Below are 15,338 nucleotides of genomic sequence, written 5' to 3'. Positions count from 1 at the left end.
TAATGGCAATGGAACAACGTCGATCAGTGTGATCGGCGCGCCGGAGCTAGGCTGAAACGCCATTCAGCATGTTTTGCCGAAGCTTTCACCCCCGCAATCGTACCGGTGCCGCCCGAAAGCAGCGTCGCGACGAGATGGTCGAGGCTCTCGCCGCGAAGCGGCGCGCCGTCGCCGGCCGCGGCGGCGCGCACCGCGCGCTCGACGAGGCGCCGCACCAGTTCATAGGGCAGATCGCGCGCATCGAGCCGCACCGAATCGCCGTCGATCGCGCCGCGCGCCTGCCATTCGCGCGCGGCCGCCCAAGCCAGCGCGTCCTCGGCATGGCGCAGGTTTCGCGCCGCCAGCGTCAGTCGATCGGCGGGCAATTCGGGCGATTCGGCGAGCAGGCGCCGCATGCGGACGCGATCGAAGCGCGGGTCGCGGTTCGAGGGGTCCTGCACCGGCGCGAGGCCCGCCGCCGCGACGATCGCCGCCAGTTCGGCGCGCGACCAGTCCAGCAGCGGCCGCAGCAGAGTTGCCCCGCCCAGCGGCCGCGCGGCGGGCATCGCGGCCAGCCCGCCGACCCCGGCGCCGCGGCGCGCGCGCATCAGGAAGGTCTCGGCAAGGTCGTCGCGCTGGTGCGCGGTGGCGACCCGGCGCGTTCGGCCCTCCGCCCATTCGGCGAGCAGGGCATAGCGCAAGTCGCGCGCGCCTTCCTGAACATTGCCGGGGGAGACGGTGCCGGTGAGGATATGGTGCGGCACGCCGCGCGCCTCGCAGATCTCGCCGACGAAGCGCGCTTCCTCCGCGGCCTCGGGGCGCAATCCGTGATCCACCGTCGCGGCGATCACGCGTCCGGGGAAAGCGGCGGCAGCGAGCAGCAGCAGCGCAAGGCTGTCGGGACCGCCGGACACCGCCACGCCGAGGCTGAAATCCTTCCCCGGAGGGGAGGAATGGAGCGCGCTCACGTCACGGCGGAAACGCTCGACCGCTGCCGGGTCGAGCGTCACCCGCTCATTTGCACTTTTGCGCGGCACGGCCCTCGGCGACGCCGGTCTTCATCTCCGCCGACAGCCGCTCCCCGTAAAGCTGGTCGAGCTCGGTATAGACCTTGCACACTTCGCTCGCCGGCTTCTTCAGCTTGGTCAGCGCCTGCGCCAGATAATATAGGCTATCGGGCGCGCGCTCGCCGTTCGGGTTCTTCTTGTAGTTCTCGTAGAAGGCGACCGCGGCGAGGCTCGGCGCGCCGGCGTCGAGATAGGCCCGGCCGAGCAGGTTCTGCGAATAGCTCGCGCGGCGATGATTCGGATATTTGGTCGCCACCGCTTCGAGCTCGCGGCGCGCCTCGGGATAGAGCTTCGCCGACCATAGCCGGAAGCCATAGAGATAGCCGTCCTCGGCCGGATCGCCGCTATTGGGCTTCTCGATCGCCGCGACCTGCTGCGCTCGGGTACCGCTCGGTTTGGCGGCGGGCTTGTCCTCGGCCGGCGCCGGGCGGGTCGGCCGCGCGGGCGTCTCGGCGAGGTCGACCGGCGCGATCACCGGCGAATTGCCCGCGGCCACCGGCGACGCGGCATCCTCCAGCGCCTTGAGCCGGCTGTCGGTCGCGCGCTTGTAGGCGGCGAAGCCGTCCTCGAGCTGCTTCAGGCGATAGCCGTCCTGCTCGACCTGGCCGGTGAGCGTCTGGACCTGGTTCTCGAGCGCGGCGACGCGCTGGGTCAGGTCGGCGAGCGGGGTCCCCGCCGGGGTGCCCGGCGCCTCGATGCTGGCATCGGGGACGATCTGCGGCTCGATCGTCTGGCCGGCACCGCCGGGGAAGACCTTGCGCTGCACTGCGCGCATCTCGCGCTCGAGCCGGTCGACCCGGCCCTCGATCGCGTTAGACTGGGCATGGGCGGCGCCCGTCCCGGCAACAAGGGCCGTCAGAGCTGTCGCGGCCAACCAATAACGCATGTCGTCACACCCCCCGGTGCAGGATTTCGGGATTTAATAAAGCTGCGGCCAGTATAGCTGATACGCCGCACCTGTCGCCAGCCTTAAGGTATCGCCGTCGTGTTGCCAGCCGGCGCCGCGCCGGCTGCGGCGGGCGGCGTCGCCGGCGCGACGGGTTGCGGCGTGCCGGTCTGGCCGCGCGCCTGCAGCGCCGCGGCGCTCACCTCGGCCTCGACCGTCTGCACCCCGGTGCCGAGCGGCGCGATGTTCGAGCCGTTGAGCAGCACCTGGATCCGATCGGGCCGCCCGGTGCGCACACGCGGCCGGTCGGCATCGGCGGGCACGTCATAGCGCTCGCCCGCCGCCATTTCCTTCTCGAACAGCCGCTTGCCGCCCGCATCGGTGACGCGCAGCCACACCGTGTCGAGCGCGACCAGAGTCACTTGCCCGCCGGTCGCCGGCACGGGTGCGGGCGCGGCGGCGTTGCCCGGCGTGGCGGTCGTGACATTCTCCACCACCGCCGGTTCCTCGCTCGCCGCGCTGCCGCGGAACCAGTCGGTGCCAAACCACACTGCGCCGCCGATCACGACGAGCAGCGCGACGATCGCGCCGACCAGCGCGATCCCGCGCGACGGCACCCGCGAGCGCTCGTCGAAATCATAGGAGGGCGGCGGCGCCGGCCGTTCCGGGCGATCGCCCAGCTCGGCGCGCAGCTCGCGCGCGAGCGCGGTCTCGTCGGCGCCCACCGCGCGGGCATAGGCGCGCGCGAAGCCCATCGCATAGGTCACCGAGGGCAGGCTCGCGAAGTTCGATTGCTCGATCGCCTCGAGGTGGCGCTGCGGGATGCGGGTGCGGCTGGCGATCTCGCTCAGATCGAGCTTCTGCGCCTCGCGCGCCGCACGCAGTTTTTCCCCCACGGTGGCGGGGAAAAGCGTCGGATTCTCGGCGTTGTCGCCTTCCATTCTAGCCTCCGGCGGAAGGGTTGCGGCCCGGTTCGCTCCCGCCTTTGCGCGGGTGTCCCTCAGGCGAAAGGCCCTGTCAACGCTGGCGCAGGGAAATCGGGCGAAAGATCAGGCCAGCTCGACCAAATGTTGCCCGGCCCAGCCGGCGAGCACCTCGCGCAGCGATCCGCGCGGGTCGGCGAGCCAGCCCTGCATCGCCGCGATCAGCGGCTCGCGGTCGAGCGAGCGCACCATCGCCTTGATCGGCCCCACCGCCGCCGGGGTGATCGACAGCCGGTCGATGCCGAGCCCGATCAGCGCCATCGCCTCGAGCGGTCGCCCGCCCATCTCGCCGCACACCGCCACCGGCACGCCGGCGGCATGCGCCTGGTCGACCACGCGCTTGACGAAGCGCAGGATCGACGGGCTCAGCCAGTCGTAGCGCAGCGCCAGCTTGGGATGCGCGCGATCGGCGGCGAACAGGAACTGGGTGAGATCGTTGGTGCCGATCGACAGGAAGTCGATCTTCGGCAGCAGCAGGTCGAGCACCTCGGCGAGCGCCGGCACCTCGAGCATCGCGCCATAGCGGATCTCGCTCGGCATCTTGCGCCCGCGCGCCGCCAGCCATGCGCGCTGCGCCTCGAACAGGTCGCGCGCCGCGTCGAACTCCCAGGGCTCGGAGACCATCGGGAACATGATGTTGAGCGAACGCCCCGCGCCCGCCTCGATCAGCGCGCGCGCCTGCGCCTTCATCAGCCCGTCGCGATCGAGCGCGAGCCGCAGCGCGCGCCAGCCCATCGCCGGATTCTCTTCCTCGCCGTCGGCGTCGTGGTTGAGATAGGGCAGCGCCTTGTCGCCGCCGATGTCGACCGTGCGGAACACCACCGGCCGCTCGCCCGCCGCGTCGAGCACATCCTTGTAGAGCCGGCGCTGGCCCTCGCGCTGGGGCAGGGTGGCCGAGACGAGGAACTGGAATTCGGTGCGGAACAGCCCGATCCCGTCGGCGCCGGTCAGGTCGAGCGCGGCGAGATCGTCGCGCAGCCCGGCATTGACCATCACGGTGACGCGGTGGCCGTCGCGCGTCACCGGCGCCTCGCCCTTCAGCTGCGCGAAGGCGGCGCGGCGCTTCTGGCTGAGCGCCAGCTTGGCCTCGAACGCCTCGAGCATCGCCTGGCTCGGCCGGACGAACAGGCTCTCTTCGGACGTGTCGAGCAACAGCATGTCGCCCTCGGCGACGAGCTGGCGGACCGTGCGCACCCGCCCGAGCACCGGCACCCCCATCGCCCGCGCGACGATCGTGACGTGCGCGGTGAGCGAGCCTTCCTCGAGGATCACCCCCTTCAGCCGCCGCCGGTCATATTCGAGCAGCTCGGCCGGGCCGAGGTTGCGCGCGATCAGGATCGAATCCTGCCGCAGCCCCAGCTGCGCCGCGGTGCCGAGCTGACCCGAAACGATGCGCAGCAGCCGGTTCGACAGATCCTCGAGATCGTGCATCCGGTCGCGGAGCAGCGGATCGTCGATCTCGCGCATGCGCTGGCGGGTGCGCTGCTGGACGCGCTCGATCGCCGCTTCGGCAGTGAGGCCGGAATCGATCGCCTCGTTGATCCGGCGCGACCAGCCTTCGTCGTACGCGAACATCTTGTAGGTCGCGAGCACCTCGTCATGCTCGCCGCCGCCGCCGAACTCGGCCTGGCTCGCCATACGCTCGATCTGGTCGCGCATCTTGTCGAACGCTGCATAGACGCGATGCCGCTCGACTTCGATGTCCTCGGCGACGGTGTGCTCGATGACGATGCGCGGCTGGTGATAGACCGCGACGCCGGCGGCCATGCCCTCGACCAGCTTGAAGCCCTGCGCATGGGTCGCCGCGGTCGATTGCGGCCGGTCGGTGCCGGCGCTCGCCGCGGTGTCGATCAGGTCGGCATTGGCGATCAGCTCGGAGAGCACCATCGCCACCGTCTGCAGCGCCTCGATCTCGACCTCGGCATAGCGCCGCGGCTCGACATGCTGGACCGCGAGCACGCCCACCGAGCGCTCGCGGCGGATGATCGGCACGCCGGCGAAGCTGTGGAACCGGTCCTCGCCGGTCTCGGGGCGATAGGCGAAGTCGGGATGCGTCGCCGCCTCGTCGAGGTTGAGCGTCTCGACATTCTCGGCGATCGTGCCGACCAGGCCCTCGCCGAGCGCCAGCTTGGTGACGTGCACCGCCTGCTGGTCGAGCCCGCGCGTCGCGAACAGCTCGAGCAGGCCCTCGCGCAGCAGATAGATCGAGCAGACCTCGCTATCGAGCGCGGTGCCGATGATCTCGGCGACTGCGTTGAGCTTCGATTGCGCCGGCAGCCGTTTCGCCATCACGTCGTGAAGGCGGGTCAGGATTTCGCGGGCGGAAGCGGCGGCAGTAAGGGCCATGCCTCCGCGCTAACAGATTGCGTCGGCCCGCGCTATTCTCCCCGTCGACGCGGCGTCGTTACGGCACCAGCGCGCCGAACCCGGTCGGTGCCGGCGCGATCGCGGCCATCGTCACCGCCGGGCGCGGGCCCTGCCGCCACGCGGCATAAGCGGTGCGATACGCGTCATACTCGCGATAGAAAGAAGTGAACGGCGCCTCGAGCCGCGGCAGCGCGCCGGCGGCGAAATCGGCGAACCGGTCGGGCGTCACCGCGTCGATCTCGGCGAGCACTTCGCGCGCGGCGAGGCAGAAGCCGTCATGCGCGGTCGGCTGGGCGAAGAAATTATAGACCCGGGTCATCTGCCGGTCGTGCTCGCTCTCCCAGCCCGCGCCGAGGCGCGCGCGATAGAGGCTCTTCACACCGGCATCGGCCGTGGCGAGCGTCGCGCGCTGCTGGCGGAGCAGCCGGTTGTACGCTGCGACCGTCTCGGCCTCGGCGGCGTCGCGGCAGCCCAGCGCGGCGACGTTGAGCGCGGCGCGGAGGTGCCAGCTGGTCTCGTCGCGGCTCAGCTTCCGGTTGGGCGTGACGTAATTGCCCTCGGCGTCGCGCGCCGGGATCATCTGGTTGGGCGCCGCGCCCGCAGGCGGTGCCGGCGGCGCTTCGCGCAGCGGCATGGGCGCTGCCGGCCACGCCGGCACGGCGCTCCAGTCTTGGGCACAGGCCGGCGCGGCGAACAGCGTCGCTGCGGTCAGCGGCAACAGGAATCGTGCGAACTGCTTCATCATCCACCCCCCGGTGACGGCATGGGGATCACGCGTTCGCCCGGTGATTTCATTATAGAGAGGCGGGTGAAATCAGGGGTTTAGCGGAGTTCCGCTAGGCAAAATTCCGGATGTTGCATCGATACATACTATGTGTCATACAGTGTGTGACACATACCATGTGAGACACGGCAGTGCCCCTCGAAGAAGACCTGTTCGAAAAGCTGCGCGTCGAGCTTCGGCGCGGCTCGCTGGTGCTGGCGGTGCTCGGCGCGCTGCGCGAGGAGCGCTACGGCTACACGCTGCGCACCAGCCTCGAGGATGCCGGGCTGCCGATCGACGAAGGCGCGCTCTATCCGCTGCTGCGCCGGCTCGAGGCACAGGGGCTGCTGACCAGCGAGTGGCGCGAGGAGGCGAAGCGCAACAAGCGCTTCTACCGGCTCTCCCCAGACGGGCTCGAGATTCTCGCCCGGCTGCTCGGCGAATGGAACGCGATTTCGGAATCGATCCTGCGGCTTACCGGAAAGGACAAGTGATGGACCTCATCGAACGCTATCTCGCGTCGGTCCGGCAGAATCTGCCGGCGGACAAGGCCGACGACATCATCGCCGAGCTGCACGACGAGCTCGCCACGCGGCAGGAGATGCGCGAGGACCGGCTCGGTCGTCCGCTTCGCCGCGACGAGCTCGCCGCGCTGCTCAAGGAGTTCGGCCATCCGCTGGTGATCGCCTCGCGCTATCGCAGCCAGCAATATCTGATCGGGCCGGACATCTTCCCCTTCTATCTCTTCGCGCTGCGCGTGGTGCTCACCATCGGCGCGCTCTCGTTCGTCTCGATCGGGATGGTCGCGACGTTGCTCGGCAATCGCAGCATCGTCCACATGGTCACCGGCATCACCAGCGATCTCTGGGGTTTCTTCTTCACTGCGATCGCGGTGGTGACGCTCGCCTTCGCGCTGTTCGAGCGGTTCGGCGGGCCGGTCGAGCAGCTGGTGCGCTGGACCCCCGAGCAGCTGCCCGCCCCGCTCGCGCGGCGCAAGGGCCAGTGGGAGGCGGCGTTCGAGGTCGGCTGCGGCATCGCCTTTCTGCTGTGGTGGACCGGCGCGGTGCCGTTCCCCGCGATCGCCGCGACCACCGCTTTGCGCATCGAGCCGGCGCCGGTCTGGGGCCATTATTATCTGCCGATCCTCGTGCTCGCCTCGGCGCAGCTGGTGGCCAATCTGGTCAAATGGCTGCTGCCGCGGCTGTGGCGGTTCCAGTCGCTGCTGACCGTCGCGATCTCGGTGGCGACGATCGCGATGGCCGCGGGGCTCTACAAGGCGGGTGCCTGGGTCACCGTCATCGCTGCCGACAAGGGCGAGGACCTCGCCCGGCTGACCCAGAGCCTCAACCTGTCGATCCGGATCACCCTGATCGTGATGATGGTGGTCCTCGCCTTCCAGGCGCTGGGCGAGCTGTGGAAGCTCGCCCGCGGCGACCGCGCGGCGACGGCATATGCGGACGCCCGCTAGACCCAGTCCTCCTCGTCATGGCCGGGACGAAAGCGGCGGGCCTCGACCTCTGCGGTCAGCGCCTCGCCCGCCTTGCGCAGATCGGCCGGAAGATAAAGTAGCGAAGGGTCGTCGAAGCGAAGTTCGGGGAGTTGGTGCACAAGGATCGAGGCTACGGCGCGCGCCTGTGCGAGATCACGACGCCGATTGCCGGGATCGCGGTCGTCGCGCTGTGCCACCCAGGATTTGTGAACGGCAAAGGCGCGGGGGTCCGGCGCCACGATGCGAAGCGGATACCCGCGCTCATCGAGCACGACTCGGTCAATGGGCCGACTATTCTCCAGCCATTGCAGGCCCGCTATCTCGACAGCGCGTACGTCGTCGGGGCCTCCCAGACGGCCGGGTGAGCGCGCGGTCCCGGGATTGCGGGGCAGGGGCGTGATGAGATCGACCATGAAGCCGGCGTCATTGACCGCCCGAAAACTTCCGGGCTCGGTCGGGCGGAAGGTGCGGTCGAGCGCTTGCAGCTGGTCGATCAGTCCCGAATCGCCCTCTCCCACCAATTTGATGGTCGACCTCGCATCATATAGCAGGTCGATATCCAGTGTGGCGACGTGCCGATTGTCGAAATGGACCGCGGCGAGCGATTCATAGGCATAGAGAGCATGCGTGCCGGCTACGCGGAACCCGTGTCCGAGAAGTCCGAGCCGGTCGAGCTTGCGCAGCACGCGCGCCGACATGATCGGTACGCGCCCGAGCCGCATCGCGCGGTTGATCGGCGCCATCGCGCGAAGCCGCAAATCGAGCGTCGCGACGCGTTGCCTCGCTTCCGCGCGGCCCGTGCGGAACTGGTCATAGATGCGCTCGGTATTGGCGGACCTGCGGCCGAGGCTCTTCGCCACCGCGTTGCGCTTCTGATACAGATATTCGTGTCCGGCGACGGTTTTCCAGCTCAGGGACCCGCGGAAGCGTGTCTCGCGATCGCGCAAGGCGTCGCGATAGGCACGATAGACATGCTCGACATCGATCAACTGTCGGATCTGATTTCCGTCAAGGACGATCATCGCGCGAGATTATCCCCTTTTGCCGCTTCTGGAAAGCAAAAGGGGATAAATGGTTATACTGCCCGCTTCTCCAGCGCGTGCGCGGCTTCGCCCATCAGCATCGCGATGATGTCGGCGACCGGCTCTTCCTTGTTGACCATGCCGACCGACTGGCCCGCCATCACGCTGCCATGTTCGACATCGCCGTCGATCACAGCGCGGCGCAGCGCGCCCGCCCAATAATGCTCGATCTGCAGCTGCGCCTCCATCATCTCGACCTTGCCGTCGTCGAGCAGCTGGGCGACTTCGCGCTGCTTGGCGGTGAATAGCTCGGACGAGGCGTTCTTGAGCGCGCGGACGGGGATGACGGGAAGCCGCGGGTCGATCTGGACGCTCGCCACCGCATCGCGCGCCGATGCGCGGATGAACGCCTTCTTGAAATTGGCATGCGCGATGCTCTCGGTCGCGCAGACGAAGCGCGTGCCGAGCTGGACGCCCGCCGCGCCCATGTCGAGATAGCCGGCGATCAGCTCGCCGCGGCCGATCCCGCCGGCGACGAACACCGGCACCTGGCTCGCCACCTCGGGCAATATCTCCTGCGCGAGCACGCTGGTCGAGACCGGGCCGATATGCCCGCCGGCCTCCATGCCCTCGACGACCAGCGCATCGACGCCCGATCGGATCAGCTTCTTGGCGAGGCTCAGCGCCGGGGCGAAGCAGATCAGCTTCGCGCCATTGCCCTTGATCGCGTCGAGGCTGCCCGCCGGGGGCAGTCCGCCGGCGAGCACGACATGGCCCACCCGGTGCTTCGCGCAGACCTCGATCAGCTCGAACAGCTGCGGGTGCATCGTGATCAGGTTGACGCCGAACGGCTTGTCGGTGAGCGTCCTGGTCGCCGCGATCTCCTTGTCGAGCAGCTCGGGGGTCATCGCGCCGCAGGCGATCACGCCGAAGCCGCCGGCGTTCGAGATCGCCGCGACGAGGTTGCGCTCGGAAACCCACGACATCGCGCCGCCGAGGATCGCGACCTCGCTGCCCAGGAATTCGCACCCGCGCGCCATGCGGCGGGTCAGGCGCTCGGCGCCGATCGTGCTGTCAATGGTCATGGCGGCAGGGCCTAGACCCGCTACCGGCTTCCCGGCAAGCCGGAACGCGGTTCATTCGTCCGCTGCGTCGTCCCTGGCGCCGGCGAACGGAACCGTGATCTGGACGAGGCTGCCGAGCACTTCGCGGCCGTTGATGCGCGGCGCCCGCACGCGGAATTGCCAAGCCGCCTGCCGTGCCGTGCCGGCATAGCCCGAGCCGCGCGGCGTCTCGCGCAGCTCCTGGCAATCCTCGACCCGGTGGTCGGCGACGATGCGGCAGAGGATGACTCCCTCGCCCGCCCGGTTCAGCGCCCGGCGCGAAATATAGGGGATGATCTGGGCGGCGGTCGGCATCCGGTACCAATCGCCCCGGTATATCGATTGGCCATTGGGGCCCTTCGCGATCACCGGGCTGTCTCCGGGCGCGCCGCCGGCGTCGTTCGCGGCGGTTTCCCGCCTCGGCGTCGCGTCATGGGGCGCGCCCTTGTCCGCGATGTCGGCCGCGCGAAAGTCGGGACGGGTTAATTTGACGAAATCCGCGGGCAGCTGCGGGGTCGGCGGGTCGGGGGTTTCGGGCGGCGGTTCGACCGGTTTCGGCGGGAGCGGGCGCGGCTTGCTCGGCTCGGTCCTGGGCTGGCGCGCACGCGCTTCCTTGCGATCGGCCGCCTCATGGTCGCCCGAGGCTTCGATGCCGAACACCGCGGGCACCCGGTCCTCCTCCCTCGTCCGGATCGCCGGCGCGACGAACCACAGCAGCAGCGCCACCAGCAGCTCGACGAGCAGCGCGAGGCCGAAGGCGATGCCGCGTTGGCCAAGCGACGCGCGCAGCCGGACGGAAGCGCTCGGGCGCGTTGCGATGGACTCGGCTACGGGCAAGGCGCTGCGAGCGATGCCGCCCGAAGGCGGCGGAAAGATGTCAGAAACGCAGCCGCGCGATCAGGCCGCGGCGTCCTCCGCATCGAGGCCATAGGCGGTGTGCAGCACGCGCACCGCCAGCTCGGTCTCGTCCTCGTTGATCAGCACCGAGACCTTGATCTCGCTGGTGGTGATCGCCTGGATGTTGATGCCGCGCGCGCCCAATGTCTTGAACATCGTCGCGGCGACGCCGGCATGGCTGCGCATCCCTACGCCGACCACCGAGATCTTGGCGACGCGCGTGTCCTGGAGCAGCTCGGCGAAGCCGATGTCGGGCTTGGACTGGTTGAGCGTCTCGATCGAGCGGGCGAGGTCCGCCGCCGGCACGGTGAAGGTCACGTCGGTCGCGCTCGCCGAACCCGCGCTCTGGTGCGCGATGTTCTGGATGATCATGTCGACGTTGATGTTGGCCTCGGCCAGCGGCGTGAAGATCGACGCCACCGCGCCCGGCTTGTCGGGCACCGCGGTCAGCGTGATCTTGGCTTCGTTCTTGTCGTGCGCGATGCCGGTGATGAGCTGGCTTTCCACGTCCTGAATCTCCTCTTCGCCCACGATCATCGTTCCGGGCAGCGTGTCCGCCATCGGCGCGTCGTCGCCGGTGAACGACGACAGCACCTGGACGCGGACATTTTCCTTCATCGCCAGCCCCACCGAGCGCGTCTGGAGCACCTTGGCCCCTACGCTGGCGAGCTCCAGCATTTCCTCGTACGTCACTTTCTTGAGCTTGCGCGCGCGCGGCACGATCCGCGGGTCGGTGGTGTAGACTCCGTCGACATCGGTGTAGATGTCGCAGCGGTCGGCCTTGACCGCCGCCGCCACCGCCACCGCGCTGGTATCCGATCCGCCGCGGCCGAGCGTGGTGACGCGGTTGCTGCCATCGTCGGTCACGCCCTGGAACCCGGGGATCACCGCCACTTCGCCGCGCGCCCAGCCTTGCTCGAGCCCGGCGGCATCGATCGTCTTGATCCGCGCCTTGGCGTGCGCGGCATCGGTGTGGATCGCGACCTGCGAGCCGAGCCACGAGCGCGCCGGCACGCCGAGCGCCTGGAGCGCGACCGCGAGCAGCCCGGAGGTCACCTGCTCGCCGGCGGAGACCACCACGTCATATTCGCGCGGGTCGTAGAGCGAGCTCGCCTCGCGGCAGAAATTGACCAGCCGGTCGGTCTCGCCGGCCATCGCCGAGACCACCACCGCAACCTCGTTGCCCGCTTCCCATTCGCGTTTGACGCGCGCCGCCACATTGCGGATCCGCTCGATGCCGGCCATCGAGGTGCCGCCGAACTTCATCACGATGCGTGCCATGTCGGGTGCTTGTTTTCCGGGCCTTGGGTAGGATGAGGCGGCCTGATAGGAGCGGCCCATGGCGAACGCAACCAAAGCAACTATTGACCGGCATGAAGCTGAGCATTTCGGCCGGCTCGCCGCCGACTGGTGGAATCCGCGCGGTTCCTCGGCGATGCTCCACCGGCTCAACCCCGCGCGGCTCGCCTATATCCGCGAAGTCACCGACGAGCATTGGGACGGCGACGGCATGGCGTTCGCCCCGCTCGCCGGCAAGACCGCGCTCGACGTCGGCTGCGGCGCGGGGCTGCTCGTCGAGCCGCTCGCCCGGCTCGGCGCGCAGATCACCGGGCTCGACGCCGCGCCCGAGAATATCGGCGCCGCCCGCGCCCATGCCGCGGCGGTGGGGCTCGACATCGCCTATGTCGCCGGCGGGATCGAGGACCTGCCCGGCCGCCGCTTCGATCTCGTCACCTCGATGGAAGTGATCGAGCATGTCTCGAACCCTGCCGCCTTCGTCGCCGGTCTCGCCGACGCGCTCGCGCCGGGCGGGCTGATGATCCTCTCGACGCCGAACCGCACCGCGCTCTCGCGCCTCGCGATGATCACCCTGGGCGAGGGCAGCGGCGCGATTCCCAAGGGCACGCACGACTGGCACCAGTTCCTCACCCCGGCCGAGCTGACCGAGCTGCTCGAAGGCGCCGGCCTCGAAGTCGGCAATCTGCGCGGGCTCGGCTTCTCGCCGGCGCGCGGCTTCGTCCTCTCGGACGATACCAGCCTCGATTATCTGGTCACCGCGCGCCGCGCCTGAACGGGCCTATTGCCCCATGTCGAACACCGCGACCGGCCCCAGATCGAGCACATGGTTGCCGGTGTTGACGTGGAACGCCGCGGTGAGCGCGCCCACTGCATAATCCCTGTCCGCCTTGCCGGCGAACTGGAGGAACTGCCACTCCGGCGTCGCGTCGAAGCTCTTCGCGAAGATCGCGGTATAGGGCGCCGCCGAGAGCTGGAGCTGGGCATTGAGCTTCGCGCTCGTGGCTTCGGCCTTGCTCAGCCGCGCGTAGAAGGCGACGACGATCTTGTCGCCTGCCTTGACCGGCCTCGTCAGCGGCACATTGACGCCGATGCTCCACGGATTGCCAGATCCGGTCACCGGAATGCGCAGCGCCTTGCCGCCCTGCACTGCCTTGTCGCTGACCGTCTTGGGCGCGGGCGTCAGGCCATAGACCTGAAAGCTGGCCGGATTGGTGTTGTTGATCACCTTCTCGGCCAGCGCGTCGTCGCTCGATTGCGCCTGTTGCGCGACGCCCGGCACGGCGAACAACGCGGGCATCGCCGCGCCGAGCGCGAGCGCGATCCGTAGGTTCATGGATTCCCCCTCCCATTATATCGTTGGGATCGGAGACTATGCCGCGCCTTCGCGTCGTCAACGGCAAAGTGGTACCGCTACCGCAACGGTCAGAACAGCCTGCCCCCGTTCGGGACAGGCGTGGTCGGCTGGAACAGCACGACCTTGCCCGCTTCATCGGGAAAGCCCAGCGTCAGCACTTCGGACATCACCGGCCCGATCTGGCGCGGCGGGAAATTGACCACCGCGGCGACCTGCATCCCCGGCAGCTCCTCCAGCGAATAATGCTCGGTGATCTGCGCCGAGGAGCGCTTGCGCCCGATCACCGGCCCGAAATCGATCAGCAGCTTGTACGCCGGCTTGCGCGCCTCGGGGAACGGCAGCGCCTCGACGATCGTCCCGACGCGGATGTCCACCGCGAGGAACTGGTCGAATCCGATCGTCTCGGCGGAAGCGGCGGCGGGATCATGCGTGACGTGCATCGGAGCCTCTTTGCGGAACGCGCGGCACGAACCAAGTCGTGCGCGCGCCGTCAAGCGCCCCGTCGCGGCCTAGGGTCCGTACTCAATACCCGCAATGGTCGTGACGGAGCCGATTTTGGCGCACGGGGAGGAACGAGGAGGGAGCGATGCGGTGTCATCGTGACCCCAAGGACTTGGCTCGTGACGTGGCTGTGCGACAAAAGCGGCCCGCCGCTGCGCGCGATCCCGACCGTTGTGGGTATTGCGTACGGACCCTAGCGCGGCGTGGCGCCGCTGCGGCCCTGATTTTCGCGCAGCGCGGCGCTCTGCCGATCATATTCGCCGTTCAGCTGCTTCCACTCGGCCGCCGTCAGGCAAATCCGCTTCGACATCACGCTGCCCGTCGGCGTCACGCGGCGGCAGACCTTCTTTTCCTCGGGCGGCTTCGCCGGCGCGGCCTGCGATGCGTCCTGCGCCGCCGCGGCGGGGATGAGCAGGGCAGCGCCGGAGGCGATGAGCGCGTAAAATGGTTTCATTGTCATCTCCCCCCGGAGACCCGATTGCCGTTGGCGGCAGCCCTACACCACGCAGCCGACCAAACACGATTTTCGCGCGACGAAAGTCTATTTTGACGCGACGAACTGGCGCTTGCGGGCATTCAGCCTTCCGCGTGATCGAGCGCCGCCGCGATCACGGCCGGCCGCGCTTCCTCGCCCAATTGCGCCATCGTGCATTGCCGCGGCGCCTTGTCCGGGCGCCAGCGCAGGAACCCGGTGCCGTGGCGAAAGCGTCGCCCGGTGACGTGATCATAGCGCACCTCGGCGACGAGCTCGGGCCGCAGCGGCTGCCATTCGGCCGAGCGCTCGGTCGACCAGCGGCTCGGCCCGCCCGGCGCGTCGCCGGTGAAGCCCGGCGGCGCGATCAGCGCCTCGAGCCGCGTGGTCAATTCGGGCCGGTCGGCCGCGGCGATCGCCGAGGTGAAGCCGACATGGTGGAGCAGCCCGGCCTCGTCATAGAGCCCGAGCAGCAGCGAGCCGACCTCGCGCTTCTTGCTCGCATAGCGGAAGCCGCCGACCACGCAGTCGGCGGTGCGCAGCCGCTTGACCTTCAGCATCGCGCGCTCGCCCGGCTGATAGGCGTCGTCGCGCCGCTTGGCGATCACGCCGTCGAGCGCGCCGCCCGCGCCGTCGAGCCAGCGTTGTGCCACCTTCGGATCCTCGGTCAGCGGCGAGAGCCGCAGCGTCGCCGAGCGGTGCTGCGCGTAGAACGCCTCGAGCGCGATCCGCCGCTCGGCCAGCGGCCGCCCCGCCAGATCGCCCTGCTCGGGCGACCACAGGCAGTCGAACAGCATCAGCCGCGCCGGCGTCTCGGCGGCGAGCTTGCGGATTCGGCTCTCGGCGGGATGGAGCCGCATCTGCAGCGCCGCGAACGACAGGCTCGTCCCCGCCGGGATCAGCAGCTCGCCGTCGAGCACGACCCGGTCCACCGGCAGCGCCGCGATCGCCGCCGCGATTTCGGGGAAATAGCGCGCCAGCGGCTTGCCCGATTTGGACTGGAGTTCGACTGCATCGCCCTGCTTGAAGGCAAGGCAGCGAAACCCGTCCCATTTGGGCTCGAATTGCCAGCCGGCATCGTCGGGCAATTCGGCAACCAGCCGGGCTTCCATCGGTTCGATCGTCATCCCCCGGCAACGCGGCGCCGGGGCATTGG

Annotated in this window: 16 protein-coding genes; 3 read left to right on the top strand and 13 right to left on the bottom strand. The window is 69.1% G+C overall.

Annotation, left to right across the window (positions count from 1 at the left end; translation table 11 throughout):
• Positions 1-23: 23 nt before the first annotated feature.
• The 5 genes from tilS to E5A74_RS12050 all read right to left on the bottom strand — a co-directional run bounded on the left by tilS (position 24) and on the right by E5A74_RS12050 (position 6,024).
• Positions 24-989: a tRNA lysidine(34) synthetase TilS gene (gene tilS / locus E5A74_RS12070; protein ID WP_240699784.1), complete on the bottom strand. Its 966-nt coding sequence runs from the start codon at positions 987-989 to the stop codon at positions 24-26.
• Positions 990-993: 4 nt separating this feature from the next.
• The gene (locus E5A74_RS12065) at positions 994-1,932 is read right to left on the bottom strand and encodes a tetratricopeptide repeat protein (RefSeq protein WP_135985257.1); all 939 of its coding nucleotides are present in this window, start codon (positions 1,930-1,932) and stop codon (positions 994-996) included.
• A gap of 83 nt (positions 1,933-2,015) precedes the next feature.
• Complete coding sequence (locus E5A74_RS12060) at positions 2,016-2,873, bottom strand: helix-turn-helix domain-containing protein (RefSeq protein ID WP_135985255.1); 858 nt, start codon at positions 2,871-2,873, stop codon at positions 2,016-2,018.
• A gap of 108 nt (positions 2,874-2,981) precedes the next feature.
• Positions 2,982-5,261, bottom strand: coding sequence for a phosphoenolpyruvate--protein phosphotransferase (gene ptsP / locus E5A74_RS12055; protein WP_135985253.1), 2,280 nt, complete (start codon positions 5,259-5,261; stop codon positions 2,982-2,984).
• A 58-nt stretch (positions 5,262-5,319) separates the two neighbouring features.
• Positions 5,320-6,024 carry a hypothetical protein gene (locus E5A74_RS12050; RefSeq protein ID WP_166745762.1) on the bottom strand — a complete coding sequence of 235 codons (705 nt, stop codon included), beginning with the start codon at positions 6,022-6,024 and terminating at the stop codon, positions 5,320-5,322.
• A 173-nt stretch (positions 6,025-6,197) separates the two neighbouring features.
• Here E5A74_RS12050 and E5A74_RS12045 point away from each other — a divergent pair, with 173 nt between their 5' ends.
• Positions 6,198-6,539 carry a PadR family transcriptional regulator gene (locus tag E5A74_RS12045; RefSeq protein WP_135985248.1) on the top strand — a complete coding sequence of 114 codons (342 nt, stop codon included), beginning with the start codon at positions 6,198-6,200 and terminating at the stop codon, positions 6,537-6,539.
• Positions 6,539-7,513: a hypothetical protein gene (locus tag E5A74_RS12040; protein WP_135985246.1), complete on the top strand. Its 975-nt coding sequence runs from the start codon at positions 6,539-6,541 to the stop codon at positions 7,511-7,513. Before E5A74_RS12045 ends, E5A74_RS12040 begins: the two co-directional genes overlap by 1 nt.
• Here the strand turns inward: E5A74_RS12040 and E5A74_RS12035 are convergent.
• From E5A74_RS12035 to E5A74_RS12020, 4 genes are read right to left on the bottom strand one after another with little or no spacing between them, the layout of a single operon-like run.
• Complete coding sequence (locus E5A74_RS12035) at positions 7,510-8,556, bottom strand: GSU2403 family nucleotidyltransferase fold protein (RefSeq protein WP_135985244.1); 1,047 nt, start codon at positions 8,554-8,556, stop codon at positions 7,510-7,512. The genes E5A74_RS12040 and E5A74_RS12035 overlap by 4 nt on opposite strands.
• Positions 8,557-8,609: 53 nt before the next feature.
• Positions 8,610-9,641, bottom strand: coding sequence for an NAD(P)H-dependent flavin oxidoreductase (locus tag E5A74_RS12030; RefSeq protein ID WP_420822498.1), 1,032 nt, complete (start codon positions 9,639-9,641; stop codon positions 8,610-8,612).
• Positions 9,642-9,692: 51 nt separating this feature from the next.
• On the bottom strand, positions 9,693-10,496 hold the full coding sequence (locus E5A74_RS12025) for a hypothetical protein (protein ID WP_135985242.1): 804 nt from the start codon (positions 10,494-10,496) through the stop codon (positions 9,693-9,695).
• 60 nt (positions 10,497-10,556) lie between these two features.
• The gene (locus tag E5A74_RS12020; protein ID WP_135985240.1) at positions 10,557-11,837 is read right to left on the bottom strand and encodes an aspartate kinase; all 1,281 of its coding nucleotides are present in this window, start codon (positions 11,835-11,837) and stop codon (positions 10,557-10,559) included.
• A gap of 58 nt (positions 11,838-11,895) precedes the next feature.
• Here E5A74_RS12020 and ubiG point away from each other — a divergent pair, with 58 nt between their 5' ends.
• Positions 11,896-12,627 (top strand): bifunctional 2-polyprenyl-6-hydroxyphenol methylase/3-demethylubiquinol 3-O-methyltransferase UbiG, encoded by a 732-nt coding sequence (gene ubiG, locus E5A74_RS12015; RefSeq protein WP_135985238.1) that lies wholly within the window; start codon positions 11,896-11,898, stop codon positions 12,625-12,627.
• Between the two features lie 6 nt (positions 12,628-12,633).
• On the opposite strand, the gene E5A74_RS12010 is transcribed toward ubiG, so the two are convergent.
• The 4 genes from E5A74_RS12010 to E5A74_RS11995 form a co-directional block, all read right to left on the bottom strand.
• A complete protein-coding gene (locus tag E5A74_RS12010; protein WP_135985236.1) occupies positions 12,634-13,188 on the bottom strand; it encodes a carbohydrate binding domain-containing protein in 555 nt (184 codons plus the stop codon).
• A gap of 89 nt (positions 13,189-13,277) precedes the next feature.
• Entirely contained in the window at positions 13,278-13,649 is a 372-nt protein-coding gene (locus E5A74_RS12005; RefSeq protein ID WP_135985233.1) for a tRNA-binding protein, read from the bottom strand.
• 254 nt (positions 13,650-13,903) lie between these two features.
• Positions 13,904-14,164 (bottom strand): hypothetical protein, encoded by a 261-nt coding sequence (locus tag E5A74_RS12000; protein ID WP_135985231.1) that lies wholly within the window; start codon positions 14,162-14,164, stop codon positions 13,904-13,906.
• Positions 14,165-14,286: 122 nt separating this feature from the next.
• Complete coding sequence (locus E5A74_RS11995) at positions 14,287-15,309, bottom strand: ATP-dependent DNA ligase (RefSeq protein WP_206365847.1); 1,023 nt, start codon at positions 15,307-15,309, stop codon at positions 14,287-14,289.
• Positions 15,310-15,338: the final 29 nt, after the last annotated feature.

The organism is Sphingomonas naasensis (genome assembly GCF_004792695.1).
GTDB classification, from domain to species: Bacteria; Pseudomonadota; Alphaproteobacteria; order Sphingomonadales; family Sphingomonadaceae; genus Sphingomonas; species Sphingomonas naasensis.
Note: the sequence above shows the minus strand (reverse complement) of the source record. Positions and strands in the feature narration are given on the sequence as shown.